General features: G+C 49.7%; 14 protein-coding genes and 1 tRNA gene. 4 read left to right on the forward strand and 11 right to left on the reverse strand.

The features are described from left to right. Positions 1 to 60: 60 nt before the first annotated feature. The 3 genes from gdhA to FRZ59_RS14325 all read left to right on the forward strand — a co-directional run bounded on the left by gdhA (position 61) and on the right by FRZ59_RS14325 (position 2,749). Positions 61 to 1,410, forward strand: coding sequence for an NADP-specific glutamate dehydrogenase (gdhA, locus tag FRZ59_RS14320; protein WP_132128503.1), 1,350 nt, complete (start codon positions 61 to 63; stop codon positions 1,408 to 1,410). Between the two features lie 101 nt (positions 1,411 to 1,511). Next, complete coding sequence (locus tag FRZ59_RS19160; protein WP_225975309.1) at positions 1,512 to 1,874, forward strand: hypothetical protein; 363 nt, start codon at positions 1,512 to 1,514, stop codon at positions 1,872 to 1,874. Then, positions 1,829 to 2,749 (forward strand): MFS transporter, encoded by a 921-nt coding sequence (locus FRZ59_RS14325; protein WP_262713190.1) that lies wholly within the window; start codon positions 1,829 to 1,831, stop codon positions 2,747 to 2,749. The genes FRZ59_RS19160 and FRZ59_RS14325 overlap by 46 nt, the downstream gene beginning before the upstream one ends. Positions 2,750 to 3,099: 350 nt before the next feature. Here FRZ59_RS14325 and FRZ59_RS14330 read toward each other — a convergent pair. The 11 genes from FRZ59_RS14330 to FRZ59_RS14380 all read right to left on the reverse strand — a co-directional run bounded on the left by FRZ59_RS14330 (position 3,100) and on the right by FRZ59_RS14380 (position 14,134). Then, positions 3,100 to 3,183: transfer RNA gene (locus FRZ59_RS14330), tRNA-Leu, on the reverse strand. 141 nt (positions 3,184 to 3,324) lie between these two features. Then, entirely contained in the window at positions 3,325 to 4,647 is a 1,323-nt protein-coding gene (rseP, locus tag FRZ59_RS14335) for an RIP metalloprotease RseP (RefSeq protein ID WP_132128505.1), read from the reverse strand. 20 nt (positions 4,648 to 4,667) lie between these two features. Then, positions 4,668 to 5,834 (reverse strand): 1-deoxy-D-xylulose-5-phosphate reductoisomerase, encoded by a 1,167-nt coding sequence (locus tag FRZ59_RS14340; RefSeq protein ID WP_132128506.1) that lies wholly within the window; start codon positions 5,832 to 5,834, stop codon positions 4,668 to 4,670. Next, positions 5,834 to 7,330 (reverse strand): GH3 auxin-responsive promoter family protein, encoded by a 1,497-nt coding sequence (locus tag FRZ59_RS14345; protein WP_132128507.1) that lies wholly within the window; start codon positions 7,328 to 7,330, stop codon positions 5,834 to 5,836. The genes FRZ59_RS14340 and FRZ59_RS14345 overlap by 1 nt, the downstream gene beginning before the upstream one ends. 48 nt (positions 7,331 to 7,378) lie before the next feature. After that, positions 7,379 to 8,500, reverse strand: coding sequence for a glycosyltransferase (locus tag FRZ59_RS14350; protein ID WP_132128508.1), 1,122 nt, complete (start codon positions 8,498 to 8,500; stop codon positions 7,379 to 7,381). Next, complete coding sequence (locus FRZ59_RS14355; protein ID WP_132128509.1) at positions 8,497 to 9,471, reverse strand: glycosyltransferase family 2 protein; 975 nt, start codon at positions 9,469 to 9,471, stop codon at positions 8,497 to 8,499. Before FRZ59_RS14355 ends, FRZ59_RS14350 begins: the two co-directional genes overlap by 4 nt. 72 nt (positions 9,472 to 9,543) lie before the next feature. Then, positions 9,544 to 10,098, reverse strand: a complete 555-nt coding sequence (locus FRZ59_RS14360) for a DUF4199 domain-containing protein (protein WP_132128510.1) — start codon at positions 10,096 to 10,098, stop codon at positions 9,544 to 9,546. After that, positions 10,086 to 10,805 carry a hypothetical protein gene (locus FRZ59_RS14365; protein WP_132128511.1) on the reverse strand — a complete coding sequence of 240 codons (720 nt, stop codon included), beginning with the start codon at positions 10,803 to 10,805 and terminating at the stop codon, positions 10,086 to 10,088. Before FRZ59_RS14365 ends, FRZ59_RS14360 begins: the two co-directional genes overlap by 13 nt. Positions 10,806 to 10,842: 37 nt before the next feature. Then, positions 10,843 to 12,090, reverse strand: a complete 1,248-nt coding sequence (locus FRZ59_RS14370; protein WP_132128512.1) for a dihydroorotase — start codon at positions 12,088 to 12,090, stop codon at positions 10,843 to 10,845. A gap of 5 nt (positions 12,091 to 12,095) precedes the next feature. Then, positions 12,096 to 13,469: a hypothetical protein gene (locus FRZ59_RS14375; RefSeq protein ID WP_147698349.1), complete on the reverse strand. Its 1,374-nt coding sequence runs from the start codon at positions 13,467 to 13,469 to the stop codon at positions 12,096 to 12,098. Beyond that, positions 13,394 to 14,134, reverse strand: coding sequence for a BatA domain-containing protein (locus tag FRZ59_RS14380; protein WP_147698350.1), 741 nt, complete (start codon positions 14,132 to 14,134; stop codon positions 13,394 to 13,396). The genes FRZ59_RS14375 and FRZ59_RS14380 overlap by 76 nt, the downstream gene beginning before the upstream one ends. Positions 14,135 to 14,221: 87 nt before the next feature. Between FRZ59_RS14380 and lpdA the strand changes: the two genes are divergently transcribed. Continuing rightward, positions 14,222 to 15,610, forward strand: a complete 1,389-nt coding sequence (gene lpdA / locus FRZ59_RS14385; protein WP_132128514.1) for a dihydrolipoyl dehydrogenase — start codon at positions 14,222 to 14,224, stop codon at positions 15,608 to 15,610. The last annotated feature ends 455 nt before the right edge of the window (positions 15,611 to 16,065 follow it).

Raw genomic sequence — 16,065 nt, forward strand, 5'->3', positions numbered from 1 at the left:
TTCATCTTTGGGAAAACCTGTTCCCGCCCGGGAGCAGGATCGTTTTTAAATAAGGCAGGTTTGAATAGTGTAATTGAAAAAAAAGTAACCGGGGTGTTTGACGAAATTGTCCAGCGGAATCCCGGAGAGTCGGAATTTCACCAGGCCGTAAAGGAAACGCTGGACAGCCTGGTGCCGGTGCTTGAAAAGTACCCGGAGTTTGCCCATCAGAAAATGATCGAACGCATCTGCGAACCCGAGCGGCAGATCATTTTCCGCGTACCATGGACCGATGATAAAAACCAGGTGCATATCAACCGGGGATTTCGCGTGGAATTCAACAGCGCTCTTGGCCCATATAAAGGCGGATTACGCTTTCACCCCTCGGTTTACCTGGGTATCATTAAATTCCTGGGCTTTGAGCAAATCTTTAAAAACGCGCTCACCGGATTACCAATCGGCGGCGGCAAAGGAGGCGCTGATTTTAATCCCAAAGGGAAATCCGATGCAGAGATCATGCGGTTTTGCCAGAGCTTCATGACCGAACTTTACCGGCATATTGGCGAACACACGGACGTTCCGGCCGGGGATATCGGGGTGGGCGGCCGCGAGATCGGGTATTTATTCGGGCAATACAAGCGGATAACCAACCGGTATGAAGCCGGAACGATCACGGGAAAAGGCCTTGACTGGGGCGGCTCCCTGGTCCGGAGGGAAGCAACGGGGTACGGGTCGGCATTCTTTGCCCGGGAAATGCTCCGGACCAGGAAAGATACTATCGAAGGAAAGCGCTGTGTCGTTTCCGGTTCGGGAAACGTTTCGATTTACACCATTGAAAAGATCCATGAACTTGGCGGCAAAGTGGTCGCCTGTTCGGATTCAAACGGCTATATTTTCCATGAAAAGGGCATCGACCTGGCGGTACTCAAACAACTGAAGGAAGTAGAACGAAAGCGCATCAAAGACTACCTGCTTTTCCATAAAGACGCCAGATATGTGGAAAAAGGCTCCATTTGGGACGTTCCATGCCAGCTGGCGCTTCCCTCGGCGACGCAAAATGAGATCAGCGGCAAAAGCGCAGCACTTTTAGTTAAAAACGGCTGTATAGCGGTATGCGAAGGTGCGAATATGCCTACCACGCCGGCCGGTATCCGCGTGTTCCAGGAAGCAAATATATTGTTCGCACCTGGAAAAGCGGCCAATGCAGGCGGTGTGGCAACGTCTACCCTGGAAATGATGCAAAATGCTTCCAGAGATTCCTGGACTTTTGAATACACCGAAGATAAACTAGCGAAGATCATGACAGGCATTCACAATCTCTGTTATGAAAAGGCCGAAGAATTCGGCTCCCCCGGAAATTATATGAAAGGGGCCAATATTGCCGGCTTCATCAGGGTAGCCAACGCTATGCTGGCTATGGGAGTCATATGAGGGATATTTTTTTTGGGAAAACCAAAAGGAATTATCATTTTTACTATATTGGCAGATCGATTTGGAGAGGATTACTTACATAAACTATAACCTTAGAATTAATGAACGAAAACATTAACAAGGGTGCATTATTTAACGGAAGTTGCTTTGCACTGATTACGACCGCTTTCACGTTTAGCATCCGGGCAGGGATCTTGCCCCAGCTTGGCAATGAATTCGGGCTGACCGCCGAACAGCTCGGGTTTATTAACTCCATGTGGTTTCTGGGATTCCCTATTTCAATGATCATCGGGGGACTCGTTTACCACTCCTTCGGCGCGAAAAACATTATGCGGGTGGCCTTCATCGCCCATACTATCGGTATTATAATGACTATTTATGCAGGGGGTATACAGGACTGCTCATCTCAACACTTTTCATTGGCTTTGGGAACGGGTGTACGGAAGCTGCCTGTAATCCCATGATCGCGGACATGTATTCCGGCGTAAAAATGGATAAAATGCTGAACCGCTTCCATATGTGGTTCCCGGGGGGTATCGTTGTTGGTTCGCTTATTTCAAAATTCATGACTGATTTTGACATGAGCTGGCAGGCTCAAATGTGGGTAACCATGATCCCAACCATCATTTATGCAATCCTTTTCTACGGAAAGGCTTTCCCGAAACCACACGTAGAAGGAGTAACTTCTCTTTCTAAAAACCTCAGGGCGATGCTAACGCCCACTTTTATATTTCTGTTTGTTTGCATGTCCCTCACAGCAATTTCGGAATTCGGCCCTCAGCAATGGGTAGGCCTTATTATGGCGAACAGCGGAGCCAGCCCCATGCTCATCCTGGCACTGGTAACAGGGTTGATGGCCGTAGGGCGTTTCTTTGCCGGGCCGGTTGTCAAAGCCCTGGGACAAACGGGCGTACTTTTAGGAGGCGCAATTTTCGCAACTATCGGTATTTACCTGTTTAGCACCGTTACGGGCCCAATGGCTTATGTCGCGGCGGTGATTTTCGCCATCGGCGTTTGTTATTTCTGGCCAACCATGGTAGGTGCCGCAGCGCAGCGGGTTCCTTTGAGCGGCGCATTGGGAATGTCTATTATTGGCGGCGTGGGCATGTTTTCAACTGCCATCTGGCAACCCGTTATCGGCGGATGGATTGATAGCGCCACCGCAGAAAAAGCCGCCGCGGGACTTTCAGGCAGCACGTTGGAACTGGCAGCAGGCCAGGACACACTTGCTAAAATGGTTACCTTCCCGGCAATTCTGATTGTGCTATTTATCATTTTCTTCTTCTGGCAGAAAAATGTTAAGCCAGCTGAAACGCCCGAAGTAGCGCCAGTGCATTAAACCTTGAAATTGAAATAGTCGCACGCTAAATATTTAGTGGCTATAAACGATAAAAGGCCGCCTGATGAAATCGGGCGGCCTTTTATCGTTTGCATTCAATTCCGGGAAAGCGATCTCTCGCCCGACTTTAATGTGCAATGGTTCATTGCCGGGTACGGGCTTGATCTTGCTTTGGGTCTTGCTTCCGCTTTAAGACGTAGTGGGGCTCGCTTTGATCCATCATCAGCTGTTACCACATAGGGCATTCACAACTCCATATCCGTCTACTTATGAAATTCGGGCATCTATCTTGATATCTTTTCCAATTTTCCGGTAATTAAAAAGCCTCCCCGGTATTACGAGGAGGCTTGTACCCAGGGCCGGGCTCGAACCGGCACGGGTGTTACCCCATTGGTGTTTGAGACCAACGCGTCTACCAATTCCGCCACCTGGGCAGGAGGCTCGAAGAATTTAACGTTAAGAACAAGGCTTGACCTTGGTTGCGCTGAGGCCTGATTTCTTCAGGCCTGGATTCTTCCGGCTGCAAACATAGAAAAACCGGTTCGTTTTATCAAGGTTATTCTACCTGTGAACCGTTAATTCTTGACAATATTCAATATATCATTTCCAAACACAAAGACCATCAGGGCCAGTAAGATCACAAAACCTACGATCTGGGCTTTTTCAAGGAACTTATCGCTCAGAGGTTCCCCTTTCACCATTTCAACGAGCAGGAACATGGCATGACCTCCGTCCAGCGCCGGGATAGGTAAAATGTTCATGAAGGCAAGGACAAGGGAAAGCAGGCCCACCAGGGTCCAGAAATTCAGCCCGTCAAACTCTCCTCCGAATTGCTGCGCAATGCCAATGGGGCCGGACAGCGTCTTTTGAGGATCAAGGTCGCCTTTAAACAGCTTTCCGAAGCTGCGTACCTGCAATGCCAGGGTATTGAACGAACGGCTGATACTTTTCGGCAACGCTTCAAAAAAGCCGTATTGGATGGTTTTCGTTTCCAGGCCCAGGGGTTTGGAATAAAAGCCGAGCGTTCCTTCCGTGTCGGTGGCGGCAGTAAGCTGCGTCGTATCGGCTCCCCGAAGCACGGTAAGCTGTACCTCCTCGCTTTTCCGGGCGGCGAGCGCCTCCTGCAGCTGGTCAAAATAGCTGATCTGCTTACCGTCAACAGCCAGGATACGATCATCCGGCTGCAAACCGGCTTTATCGGCCGGGCTTCCGGGCACCACGTCCCTTATTAAAAATTCAAACCGGGGATCAATAAAGCTATCGCGCCCCCCTTCCGCCAGGCTGTTCAGGAAATCCGGGGGAATAGTAATTTCGAGCTCTTCGCTCCCGCGCTGAACGGTCAGTACGGTATTTCCCAGGAGTACATCAGGGCTTAGCAGGTCATCGAAGCGTTCTAATGGTTCTCCGTTAATGGCAAGTACCTTGTCCCCTGTTTGCAGGCCAATTCCCTGCGCTACGTCATAGGCAACGATCCCGTGTTTTACTTCGCTCGCGGGCAGATAAGTTTCCCCGTACTTTAATGTCAGCATCCAGAATACGGCTATTCCGAGTACCACATTCACAAAAACGCCGGCAAGCATGACGATCAGCCGTTGCCAGGCCGGCTTAGACCGGAATTCCCAGGGCTGCGGCGGTTTACTTAATTGCTCGGTATCCATTGATTCATCAATCATACCGGAGATCTTTACGTATCCGCCAAGAGGAAGCCAACCGATCCCGTATTCACAATCTCCCTTCCGGAACTTCAAAAGCTTAATGCCCCAGGCGTCAAAAAAGAGATAGAATTTTTCTACTTTAATTCCAAATGCGCGGGCGGCCACAAAGTGTCCCGCCTCATGCAGGACAATCAGTATGGAAAGGGCCGCAATCATCTGGGCCGCCATTATTAATCCATCCATTCGCTATTCTTTATCAATGTTTAGTATACTACTTTGGAAATAGCCAGCAAAGATAAGGCTAATTGACGGGTTTCCCCATCCGTTAAGACATAATCTTCGTAACTTGGTTGTGGCAGAAAATCAACCTTTTGCATGCAGGCAGCTATGATATCCGGCATTTGCAGAAAGCCTATCCGGTCTTCCAGAAAGGCCTGTACTACCACTTCATTGGCGGCATTCAGGATGCAAGGCATATTCCCTCCTTTTTCAAGGGCTTCATAAGCCAGGTCAAGATTCCGGAAGGTTTCCCGGTCGGGCTTTTCAAAACTAAGCTCCCCGAATCGTGAAAAATCAAGGCGCGGAAAGTCGTTCTTTACCCGTTCAGGATAAGCAAGGGCATATTGTATGGGCAGTTTCATATCCGGAAGCCCCATTTGGGCTTTCATGGATCCGTCTTCAAACTGGGCAATCGAATGGACGACAGACTGCGGATGTACCAGCACTTCTATTTGCCGCGCCTCCAGGTCAAACAGCCATTTGGCTTCGATCACCTCCAGCCCTTTGTTCATCAGGCTGGCGGAGTCAATGGTGATCTTCGCCCCCATTGACCAGTTTGGATGCTTTAGCGCCTGCTCATGGGTAACGGCTGCCAGTTCTTTCGACTTTTTTCCACGAAAAGGGCCTCCTGAGGCTGTCAGATAAATTTTCTCCAGCCGGTTTCCCTCCTCGCCGGCCAGGCACTGGAAAATGGCGGAATGCTCCGAATCAACCGGAAGCAAGGCAACGTGGCGCCTGCTAATCTCCCGGGTGATCAAATCCCCGGCCACTACGAGCGTTTCCTTATTAGCCAGGGCGATATCTTTTCCTGACCTTATCGCCGCCAGCGTGGGCTGCAATCCGCAATAGCCTACCAGGGCTGTCAGCACTAAATCGATGCCCGGCACGCTCACGGCCTCGCACAAGCCGGCATTGCCTGCGTATACCGTGATCCCCGTACCTTCCATGCCGTCCCTGAGTGCCTGGTAACAGGATTCGTCGGCAATGGCTACCGCGTCAGGGCGGAATACCCTGGCCAACTCTACCAGTTTTGTAACATTTGATCCCGCGGTCAGCAGGGATGCCCTGAACCGGCCGGGATTCGCTTCAATCACCTCCAGCGCCTGCCTTCCCACGGAGCCGGTTGCTCCCAATATCGCAATTCTTTTCATTAACAGTATTCCATCAGCTTTTCTGCAATTTCCCGGTCATTGGAAAGGCGGGGAACCTTATGCTGCCCGCCCAGCCGGCCCTGGGATTTCATATAATCGATAAACGTCCCTTTTTTCAGAGGGCGGATCCTGAGGGGCTGCAAGATCTTTCCCTTTATCAGGTCGAAGTAATATACGTTTTTCTGCTGCAAAGCCTCGTCTACCTGCAGCCTGAATTTTTCAATATCAGCCGGAATGGATTCAAACTCAATGAACCATTCGTGATAAGGAAGTTCGCCGGCTGAAGTCTGCACCTGCGGAGCTACGGTAAACTCAGTGATCCCTATCTGTTCCCGGGAAGCTACCGTCATCAGCGCATCTTCCACCTCTTCCGCAATTACATGTTCCCCGAAAGCTGAAATAAAATGCTTGATGCGCCCGGTAACCACCAGCCTGTAGGGGTTTCTGGAGACAAACCGTACCGTATCTCCTATGCTATAGCCCCATAAACCAGCATTGGTATTCAGCACAAGGACATAATTCTTATCCAGGCTTACCTCTTCGAGGGAAAGGCGGGCCGGTTTTTCATTAAAATATTCTTCGGCCGGAATGAATTCATAAAAAATGCCCGCATCCAGGTTCAGCAGCATTCCGCTATCCTTTTGCGAATCCTGGAAGGCAATGAAGCCCTCGGAAGCCGGATAGGTTTCAATGGCGTCGACTTTTTTGCCGATACTTTGCTCCAGTTTCAGGCGGTAGGGTTCAAAATTCACCCCTCCATAAACAAAAAGGCTGAAGCCCGGGAAAATGTCCTTGATCTTCTTTCCCCCGCTTCGCGCCGAAAGGCGGTCGAAATACATTTGCACCCAGGGGGGAATGCCCGAGATAAGAGTCATGTTTTCCGGCAGTGTTTCTTCTACAATCGCGTCCACCTTTTGTTCCCAGTCCTCCATGCAGTTAACCTCGTAGGAAGGCATCCTGTTCTGCTGAAGATAGGCCGGAACATGGTGAGCTACTATTCCGGATAGGCGCCCCACCTTCATGCCGTTTTTTTCTGAAAGCACGGGGCTTCCCTGTAGAAAGATCATTTTTCCATCCACGAAATCCGAATTCCCTGTCTCATAAATATACAGCAACAGTGCATTCCTGGCAGCCCGGATATGATGCGGCATGGAGGCATGGCTGATGGGAATATATTTGATCCCCGAAGTAGTTCCGGATGTCTTTGCCAGATACAGGGGTTTATCTTTCCAGAGGACGTCTGCCTCGCCGGCCACTACCCGGTCTATGTATGGGCGCAAGCCTTCATAGTCGCGGACAGGTACCTGCCGCCTGAAATCCTCGTAGTTGCCGATAGTTGAAAAACCGTGGTCCTTTCCGAAAGCCGTATTCCTTGCGCCTTCCAGCAGGCGCCGAAAGGTGGCTTTCTGCATGCTTGCGGCCCCGGAATCCCATTTCTTTATCTTTTTAGCTACTATTGAAGCGTAAACTTTACTTAAAGCGGGTTTCATTCCCATGTTGCAAATATAACAATTACGGCGTTTGACCGGCGCGCGGGCTTGAGGTTAGCACAGGTCTTCAATGCGGGAGAGGAAATAGTTCCAGGAAAATTTTTCTTTTTCGCCGCGGATATTGGTGATAAATTTTTCTTCGGCGCCGGAAGTAAAAAAATCGTGAATGGCATCGGCAATGGCTCCTATATGCGGACGCGTTACATAACCTACCTTTTCATGGGGGACCATTTCCGCCAGCCCGCCCACGTTTGTTACGATCATGGGTTTATCATAGTGATACGCAATCTGGGTGATGCCGCTTTGCGTGGCATTTTTGTAGGGCTGGACCACCACGTCGGCCGCGCAAAAGTATTTGTTCACGTCAGCATCGGGAATAAAGTGTGTATGAAGATCCAGGTAAGGTCTTATTTCCAGCAAATCGATGAGATGTTCGTAGGGCTTTTCATCAACATAATACTCTCCTGCCACGATCAGGCGTACCTTTAGTTCCCGGAAACGTTTTTCCGAAAAAGCTTCCAGCAGCCAGTCCAGGCCTTTATATTCCCTGATAAAACCAAAGAAAAGAATATACGGGGCGTCCGGATCCATATGCAGGGCCTTTCTCGCGGCGGCCCGTTCCAGCGGCGGGCCGTAAATATCATAAATAGGGTGCGGGGAATATACCCTCGGCTTTTTCCGGTCGAACCGGTCCAGCTCCTTTAATACCGAGCGGGACATTACCAGGAAGCCGTCTACGTGCTTTACAAAATATTTGGTGAGCAGGTGGTCCCCTATCCGGCGTTCGTGAGGCACAATATTGTCTACGATGGAAATGATCCGGGTATGGCCGTTCCCCCGTACGATCTTGCAAATGGTGCCAAGTGAAGGGGCCATCAGCGGCAGCCAGTACCGGACGATCAGCAGGTCCGGCTTTTCCCGGCGTATACGCTTCCCGGCCTTTGCCCAGCTCAGCGGGTCCACCGTATTCACAATCCGTATGATCTCCAGGTCGGAAGGCGGAGGCGATTGCGAAAGCTGGGTCTTTCCCGGAAAAAAGAGGGAAGGATATTGCATGGAAAACGTGTACAGCTTAACGTCATGACCTGCTTTGCTATACTGTCTTGCAAGGCGTTCATTAAAAGCAGCCAGCCCGCCGCGGTAAGGATATGCCGGTCCCAGGATAACAATCTTCATGAAACAGCGGCTGAATAAAACCCGACCTTATCTGCTACCTGGTAATTATTCCGGTCTTCTGAATTTCTGGAAAGCATTTCAGCCAGGAAGCCAGTCATAAATAACTGCACACCCACCACAATGGCGATAAGGGCCAGGAAAAAAAGAGGTTGATCCGTCACATTCCTGTAGGGAAGATCATTTGAAATGGCCACCAGCTTTTCAACGATCAGCCAAACGGCTACCGCAAAGCCAAAAAAGAAGGCCAGCACGCCAAGTGTTCCGAAAAAATGCATAGGCCGCTTGGAAAACTTGCCCACGAAAAAAATAGACAGCAGATCCAGAAAGCCTTTGATGAAACGGCTCATCCCGAATTTGGTAGTTCCGTATTTCCGGGGCCGGTGCGCTACTACCTGCTCTCCTATCCGCCTGAAGCCTGCCCATTTTGCCAGTACCGGGATATACCGGTGCATCTCTCCGTACACTTCAATATTCTTTACCACTTCTCTGCGATAAGCTTTCAGGCCGCAATTAAAGTCATGCAGCCTGATTCCCGACATCTTGCGTGTAACGGCGTTGAATAGTTTGGTAGGAATGGTTTTGCTCAGCGGATCATAGCGCCTTTTTTTCCAGCCGGAGACAATGTCGTAGCGCTCCTCGGTAATCTTCTTGTATAATTCGGGAATTTCGTCGGGACTGTCCTGCAGGTCGGCGTCCATGGTGATGATCACCCGGGCGTCAGCAGCGCGAAATCCGACGTCCAGGGCCGCGGATTTTCCGTAATTGCGCCGGAAGCGAATGGCGCGGACGTTCGGGTTCCTTTCCCGGAGCCCAAGAATAACTTCCCATGAATTGTCCTTACTTCCGTCGTCGATCAGGAGCAGTTCATAGCTGAACCCATGTTCATCCATTACTTTGCTTATCCAAGATTCCAGTTCGGGAAGCGACTCCTCTTCATCCAATAAGGGAACGATAACTGCAATATCCTTCATTCAGCGCAATATAAAAAATCCCAAAAGCAAAAATACGCTTTTGGGATCTGATAATGGTATCCGGCAATATACTTATTCCCGTTCCTCTATAAAAAGCGGTTTATTTCTTTTCAAAATAGCTGCAATGACCAGGGAAATAATAAAACCGAAAAAGGTCATCATCGGCAGGGTAACCATGGCCATAAAACCTGGATTCACGAATTTCAGGGACATGTCAATTTGTTCGTCAGACATCCCTTTTTCATACATTCCTTCCTCCTGTAAACGTTTCAGTTCCTCCAATGCCCCGGGGTCGATCACGCCGTAAAAAAGGAGAATAAATGCCGATAATAATATTCCGGCAAAAAGGGAGATAAGCACGCCTGTTCCCAAACCCCTTCCGAAGCTGATGTATCCGCCAAGCTCTTTATCACGGTGGTGCCTCACCCCGAAGAAAATGCCCAGGGCAAGCAAAATATAAGACAACCATTGGATGGCTGCATTCTGCATCATGCCGGCGTAATAGCTAATGAGGCTTAGCAGAATCATTACTGCGCCAGCAATGAGGCCCCACTTCAGGGCGATCTTAACCGGCGTGACGTTTGGCCGGGGATTTTGAATTGCCTGGGAATCGCTTATTGTTTCCATAAACTTAAACCGTTATGATAAGCAAGTATAGCAAAAAGCACGGGGCTATCAAATATCTTATTATGGCTATGCTTAAAAAATTCCTGGAGACTGGCCTGCGAAGGATCGGTATCGTAAAAGAAACTCATCAGGGGGTAAAAGATCTCTTTGATCTCTGCTTCTTCTCTAACCGCCGCCGCCGCCCTGGAAATTTCCTCGTAGGAACTTTCCATTAGCATCTGCCCGGCAATTACCTCTTCATATACCTCGTGTTCATCCTGGAATTCTTCTTCTTCAACGAGTAAAAATTCCTTTAGAAAATCGTCCAGGCTAGGGTCAATATCGTTTTCCTGGCATTCCCTCAGGTAGAGGATAATGTTCAGCAATTCCGTTCCGCGGTCGACGGTCTCATCCTCTATCGCTTCCCATTCCGGCGTTTCAAGGTAATTTTCACCAAAGCCTTCCGCATCCTGGGAAAAGAAATTTATCAGCAGCAGGTCAAAAAGTATTTCCTGTTGGTGGCTGAAAATGCTTTGACTTTCAAAAAGCTCGTCAAATGCGCGAAGCTTTACCAGGAAATCCGTCTTCATATTAAAGACTTCTTCCAGCTGCCTGTAAAAAGTCTGCAATTCGGGACCAGGCTGAATAGCTTCTTCCAGCTTCCCGGCCTTTCCGGCGGCGATTCCCGTGATCACGCCCCGCAAAGCGGCTTCAATTTTCTTATCCATAATTATACGTTCTACTGATAAAACCTGCTACTTAATATTAACGAAAGACAGCAAGAACCTTGCCTTTCAATCGCTGCCCAATGAAGGGCGAATTCTTTCCTTTAGACCGCATATCGCGCTTTTCCAGTACCCATTCCCTGGCAGGGTCAAAGAGGGTAATGTTGGCGGGTGCCTTTTGCCGGATAACGGGAACTTCCAGACCAAGTATCTTCCGGGGATTGACCGCCAGCTTTTCTATGGCTTTTTCTACCGAAAAGCTTTTTCCCATCGCCATGTTGAAGATGGCATAGGCGGTTTCAAGCGCGCTGATGCCAAAGGCTGCGGCTTCGAATTCCAGTTCTTTGAACTCGCTTTCATGCGGCGTATGCTGGGAACAAACCGCATCTATGGTACCGTCCTTTAATCCTTCCTGCAAAGCCTTGATATCGGCCAGGCTCCTCAGCGGTGGCTTCACTTTATAATTACTGTCGAAACCGGCCAGCAGGGAATCATCAAGCAAGAGATGATGAGCAGCTACGTCCGCCGTTATTTTCAACCCTTTTTTCCGGGCCGCCCGTATTAATTCCACTGCGCCTGCCGTGGAGACCGTCGTAAAATGCAGGCGCGTGTCATTATAGGCTGCCAGGGAAATATCGCGGGCGATCATTACTTCTTCCGCAAGAGCGGGAATCCCCTTCATACCCAGCATTGTGCTGACAACTCCTTCGTTTACCCCGGCATTGCCAGCTATTCCGCTATCTTCCGCATAAGAAATGATCAGGCCATCAAAACCCTTGGCGTACATCTGCGCCCGCATCATAAGGCCGGTGTCTTTCACCGGACGATTTCCGTCGGAAAATGCCACCGCCCCTGAAAGATGCATATCGTACATTTCCGCCATATCCTTACCTTCACGGCGGTAACTGATGCAGCCAATGGGGTGGACATCCACGGACAGCCCCCTGGCCCTGCTCTTCACGTAATCAATCTCCGACTTGGAATGCAGCGGCGGGTTGGTATTCGGCATTAAGGCAATACCGGTAAATCCCCCGGCTGCAGCTGCGGCGGTCCCGGTAGTGAAGTCTTCCTTGGTTTCCAGGCCCGGATCTCCGATATTAGCATGCATGTCAAACCATCCCGGCGAAACGAAGCAGCCTTTAGCATCAATTTTCTCCGCACCGGCGGCACGGATCTTTTCATTCAGCCGTACAATGATCCCATCTTCAATCAGGATATCCCTTATTTTCCCCTTATCGGGCGATGCAGGATCGGCAATGATTGCGGACTGAATCAAAAATTTATTCATATGCATCATATTTTAGGCGTCGCAGGCCATATTCTTATCAGTATAATCTCTGCCGCCAAAAAGACCAGCGCCAAAACTACACAGTATTTCCATAATTGTATTCCGAAATTTTCAACGGCTACCAGGCGTTCCAGCGAACCTCCCCCCGAACTTATCACGGAACCGGCCTCCCCATAGCCTTCCAGCTCGGCATCACTAAAATATGCCAGGTCAGATTCTGTTTTGGCATTATTAAAAGCAAAAACTGCAAGTTCTTCGTCGTGGGGCCCACTAAGGATATAATTTCCCGGCTCCCGAACCTGGTCCGAAACGAATACTTCTGAACCCGAGTCCCGGTTCCGGATGGAAGGGATCATTTCAAAATCATCCTTCCTGATACGGTAGTTATTCCTTTCTGACAACTCCAGGCTACCCGCCTGCACCGACTGGTCTTCGCCAATCGTATAGTAAAGAGGATAGTTCTGCATGCTGAGAAGGGCCACCCGGTAAAGCAGGGGAACGAAGAGCGCATGCCGCGGAAAATTGGACACCCTTTCATTCAGCGGCACTGCGGAAAGGTAAACTGCCCCCTTACCGGAAGCATACCGTGCCATGAGGTCGTCATTGCCCCGCATTGTCAACAGGCTTTCTTTGCTTGTGCGGCTGCTGTTGTTCAGCCGCAGGTATTGCTGCACACGGGGCAGGTCCGGATTGCGGGGCATGCGTTCAAATACATTCCGGAAAATATCCTGTTCCAGGTTCAGCCGGACTACCTGGTTAGGCTGCCTGGAAATACTGTCATAAGTATCGGCATGCACCTGGGCAAGAAAATCATTATAACCGGGCAATCCCCCGGAAAGCGGCGGGAATACGAGGAGGTCTCCTCCCTGTTCCACGAATTCTTTCAACCGGCCGGCAAGACCCGAAGAGATAGCGGAAAGCCCGCTGAGAATGACCAGGTTGTTTTCGGGGATCAGCCCGTAATCAATGCCGCTTTCGCTGTTGATGGTCAATTCAATGAATTCGTCCTCGCCGAAAAGCGTCTCCAGGTAATTCCCTGCGGCTGCGCTCCTGATCAGCAATACGTTTATCCGGGGTGCAACGCGATAGGAAAAATAAAAGCGGTCGTCAAAGATGATCGGGTGATCTGTAATGGCCAGTTCTCCCCGCTTCCATCCTGCCTCTTCCGGACGAAAGATGAGCGTATCGTTCAGGCCGGTACGCGCGGGCAGGGAGATATCTCCTATTGCTTCCTGCCTGCCATTTACCAGCAGCTTCAGGGGAACATTTTCTACTGATCTATCCGAATAATTACGCAGCCTTACTACCAGTTCCTCCAGGTTTCCTGCCTGGTGGGCAGGAGAAATGAACCAGGCGCTGTCAATGGAAACATTGGCCATTTCCGCCCCCTGACCATCACCATAGAAAGATGAAGTGTACTGTCGGGGATCTGAGCCTCCGCGGGTATAAAGTTCTTCTGGAAGTCAGAGATGATATAAACCCGCCGGGCGCTGCCAGGTTCCTCTTCAAAACTATCGGTAATGCGCAGCAGCACCTGGTCAAGCGTACGTACCGGCGGAGCAAGGCTTATTTCCTCCAGCAGGTCAAAAAATTCGCCCCGGCTTACCCACCTGTGATGCTCCCCCTTAAAATCGTTGGTCACTAGTTGAAACCGGGTATCCAGCGGATAACCCGACGCAATCTGCGTTGCCTTCTGCAGAGCCTGGTCGAGCAGCGTCCCTTCCGTTCCAGGCCCGCCCATGCTATAGGAATTATCAATATAGATCCCCACCATGTTGCCTTCGCTCACCGCTTTTTCTTCTCCGGAGGGAATATACGGCCGGGCAAATGCAAGCACCAGGAAAACCAGTGTAAGTACACGCGCGGCGAGAATAAGCCAGTGTTTGATCTTTGACCGGGAATCGGTTTCCTGCCTGATCTCCTGGAGGAACTTCACATTGGTAAAACGTAAGCGCTTGAACCTCCGAAAATTAAATAAATGGATCAGTACCGGAACTGCTGCCGCGGCCAGGGCGATAAGAAAGGTAGGGAACAGGAAACTCATTAAAGACCAAAAATAACTATTTCCCCCGTAAACGGCAATGGCATCGGATTTCTTATATTTGCGGGGAAATCACTTTATTCTGGATATATGAACTACGATGTAATTATTATAGGAAGCGGTCCAGGCGGGTATGTAACCGCCATTCGTTCGGCCCAGCTGGGTCTGAAAACCGCCATTGTGGAAGTTGAAAACCTTGGGGGGATTTGCCTGAACTGGGGCTGTATTCCCACGAAAGCTCTTTTGAAAAGCGCCCAGGTATTTGAATACATTAAGCACGCTTCCGATTACGGTATCAAGGTAAACGAGGAGGAAGCCGATTTTCCTGCGGTTATTAAACGCAGCCGCACCGTCGCCGACGGAATGACCAAAGGCGTGCAGTTTCTCATGAAAAAAAACAAGATCGACGTAATCATGGGCTTTGGGAAACTGAAAAAAGGGAACAAGGTAGAAGTGAAGGATGATAAAGGAAAGACTACCGAATACGAAGCTTCGCATATCATCCTGGCTACCGGCGCCCGCTCAAGGGAACTTCCCAACCTGAAACAGGACGGGAAAAAGATCATCGGCTACCGGCAGGCCCTGGCGCTCGAAAAACTTCCCCAATCCATGGTAGTAGTTGGATCCGGGGCCATTGGCGTTGAATTTGCTTATTTCTACAATTCGCTGGGCACCAAGGTCACCATTGTGGAATACCTGGATAATATCGTTCCGGTAGAAGATGAAGACGTATCCAAAACCCTGGCTAAAAGCTTTAAGAAGGCCGGGATTGAGATCATGACCGGTTCGGAAGTAACCAAAGTGGACACCTCAGGCGAAGGCTGCAAGGTAGAAGTAAAAACCAAAAGCGGCAGCCAGACCCTGGAAGCCGAAATCGTACTTTCCGCCGTTGGCGTCAGCGCCAACCTCGAGAATATAGGACTTGAGGAAGTTGGGGTTAAAACCGAAAAAGGCCGGGTGGCCGTAGATGAATATTACCAGACAACTGTAAAAGGAGTATACGCCATCGGAGATATCGTTCCCGGCCCGGCTTTGGCCCACGTAGCTTCGGCTGAAGGGATCATCTGCGTAGAAAAAATAGCCGGAGAAAATCCCGCTCCGCTTGACTATAACAACATACCGGGATGTACTTATTGCCAGCCGGAGATCGCCTCTGTGGGTTATACCGAAAAAGCGGCAAGGGAAGCCGGGTATGAGATCAAGGTAGGCAAATTCCCCTTCTCCGCCTCCGGGAAAGCCAAGGCCGCCGGACACGCGGACGGTTTTGTGAAGGTAATCTTTGACGCCAAATACGGCGAATGGCTGGGAGCGCATATGATCGGCTCCAACGTGACAGAAATGATCGCCGAAGTAGTGGTAGCCCGCAAGCTGGAAACCACCGGGCATGAGATCGTCAAGTCGGTACACCCCCATCCTACGATGAGTGAAGCTACGATGGAAGCGGCGGCGGATGCTTATGGGGAGGTGATTCACCTATAGTTTGTTGCTTCGCAACGGTTTAAGGTTTAAGGTTCAAAGTTCAAGGTTTAGGTTGCTTTGCAATGGTTTTTAGTTTGAAGTTTATAGTTTTTAGCTTGAAGCTTTTGTTGCTTCGCAACAGTTTTAGTGCTTCGCAACGGTTTAAGGTTTAAAGTTCAAGGTTTAGGTTGCTTTGCCATAGTTTTAGTTGCTTTGGAACGGTTTAAGGTTGCTTTGCAACGCGGTTTAAAGTTGGATGCTTTAGTTTATAGTGTTGACGGGGAAGGTTTATGATGCGGCTATGTCTGGGGGCCAGCGATAAGCCAAAACTATGACTACGAACTGAACTGAAAACTATAAACTAAAAGCTGGAAACTATAAATTAAAAGTTGGAAACTATAAACCAAAAACCGGAAACTATAAACCAAAAACTGGAAGCTATAAACTAAAATAGTTCGAGTTATTAAAAGAATAGG

The organism is Anseongella ginsenosidimutans (assembly GCF_008033235.1).
In the GTDB taxonomy this organism is placed as follows: Bacteria; Bacteroidota; Bacteroidia; order Sphingobacteriales; family Sphingobacteriaceae; genus Anseongella; species Anseongella ginsenosidimutans.

Bases quoted from the DNA above. Each gene is read 5' to 3' on its own strand.
- FRZ59_RS19160 (WP_225975309.1), top strand. From the start codon at position 1,512: ATGAACGAAAACATTAACAAGGGTGCATTATTTAACGGAAGTTGCTTT.
- rseP (WP_132128505.1), bottom strand. From the start codon at position 4,647: ATGGATGGATTAATAATGGCGGCCCAGATGATTGCGGCCCTTTCCATA.
- FRZ59_RS14340 (WP_132128506.1), bottom strand. From the start codon at position 5,834: ATGAAAAGAATTGCGATATTGGGAGCAACCGGCTCCGTGGGAAGGCAG.
- FRZ59_RS14345 (WP_132128507.1), bottom strand. From the start codon at position 7,330: ATGGGAATGAAACCCGCTTTAAGTAAAGTTTACGCTTCAATAGTAGCT.
- FRZ59_RS14350 (WP_132128508.1), bottom strand. From the start codon at position 8,500: ATGAAGATTGTTATCCTGGGACCGGCATATCCTTACCGCGGCGGGCTG.
- FRZ59_RS14355 (WP_132128509.1), bottom strand. From the start codon at position 9,471: ATGAAGGATATTGCAGTTATCGTTCCCTTATTGGATGAAGAGGAGTCG.
- FRZ59_RS14360 (WP_132128510.1), bottom strand. From the start codon at position 10,098: ATGGAAACAATAAGCGATTCCCAGGCAATTCAAAATCCCCGGCCAAAC.
- FRZ59_RS14365 (WP_132128511.1), bottom strand. From the start codon at position 10,805: ATGGATAAGAAAATTGAAGCCGCTTTGCGGGGCGTGATCACGGGAATC.
- FRZ59_RS14370 (WP_132128512.1), bottom strand. From the start codon at position 12,090: ATGAATAAATTTTTGATTCAGTCCGCAATCATTGCCGATCCTGCATCG.
- FRZ59_RS14375 (WP_147698349.1), bottom strand. From the start codon at position 13,469: ATGGCCAATGTTTCCATTGACAGCGCCTGGTTCATTTCTCCTGCCCAC.
- FRZ59_RS14380 (WP_147698350.1), bottom strand. From the start codon at position 14,134: ATGAGTTTCCTGTTCCCTACCTTTCTTATCGCCCTGGCCGCGGCAGCA.
- lpdA (WP_132128514.1), top strand. From the start codon at position 14,222: ATGAACTACGATGTAATTATTATAGGAAGCGGTCCAGGCGGGTATGTA.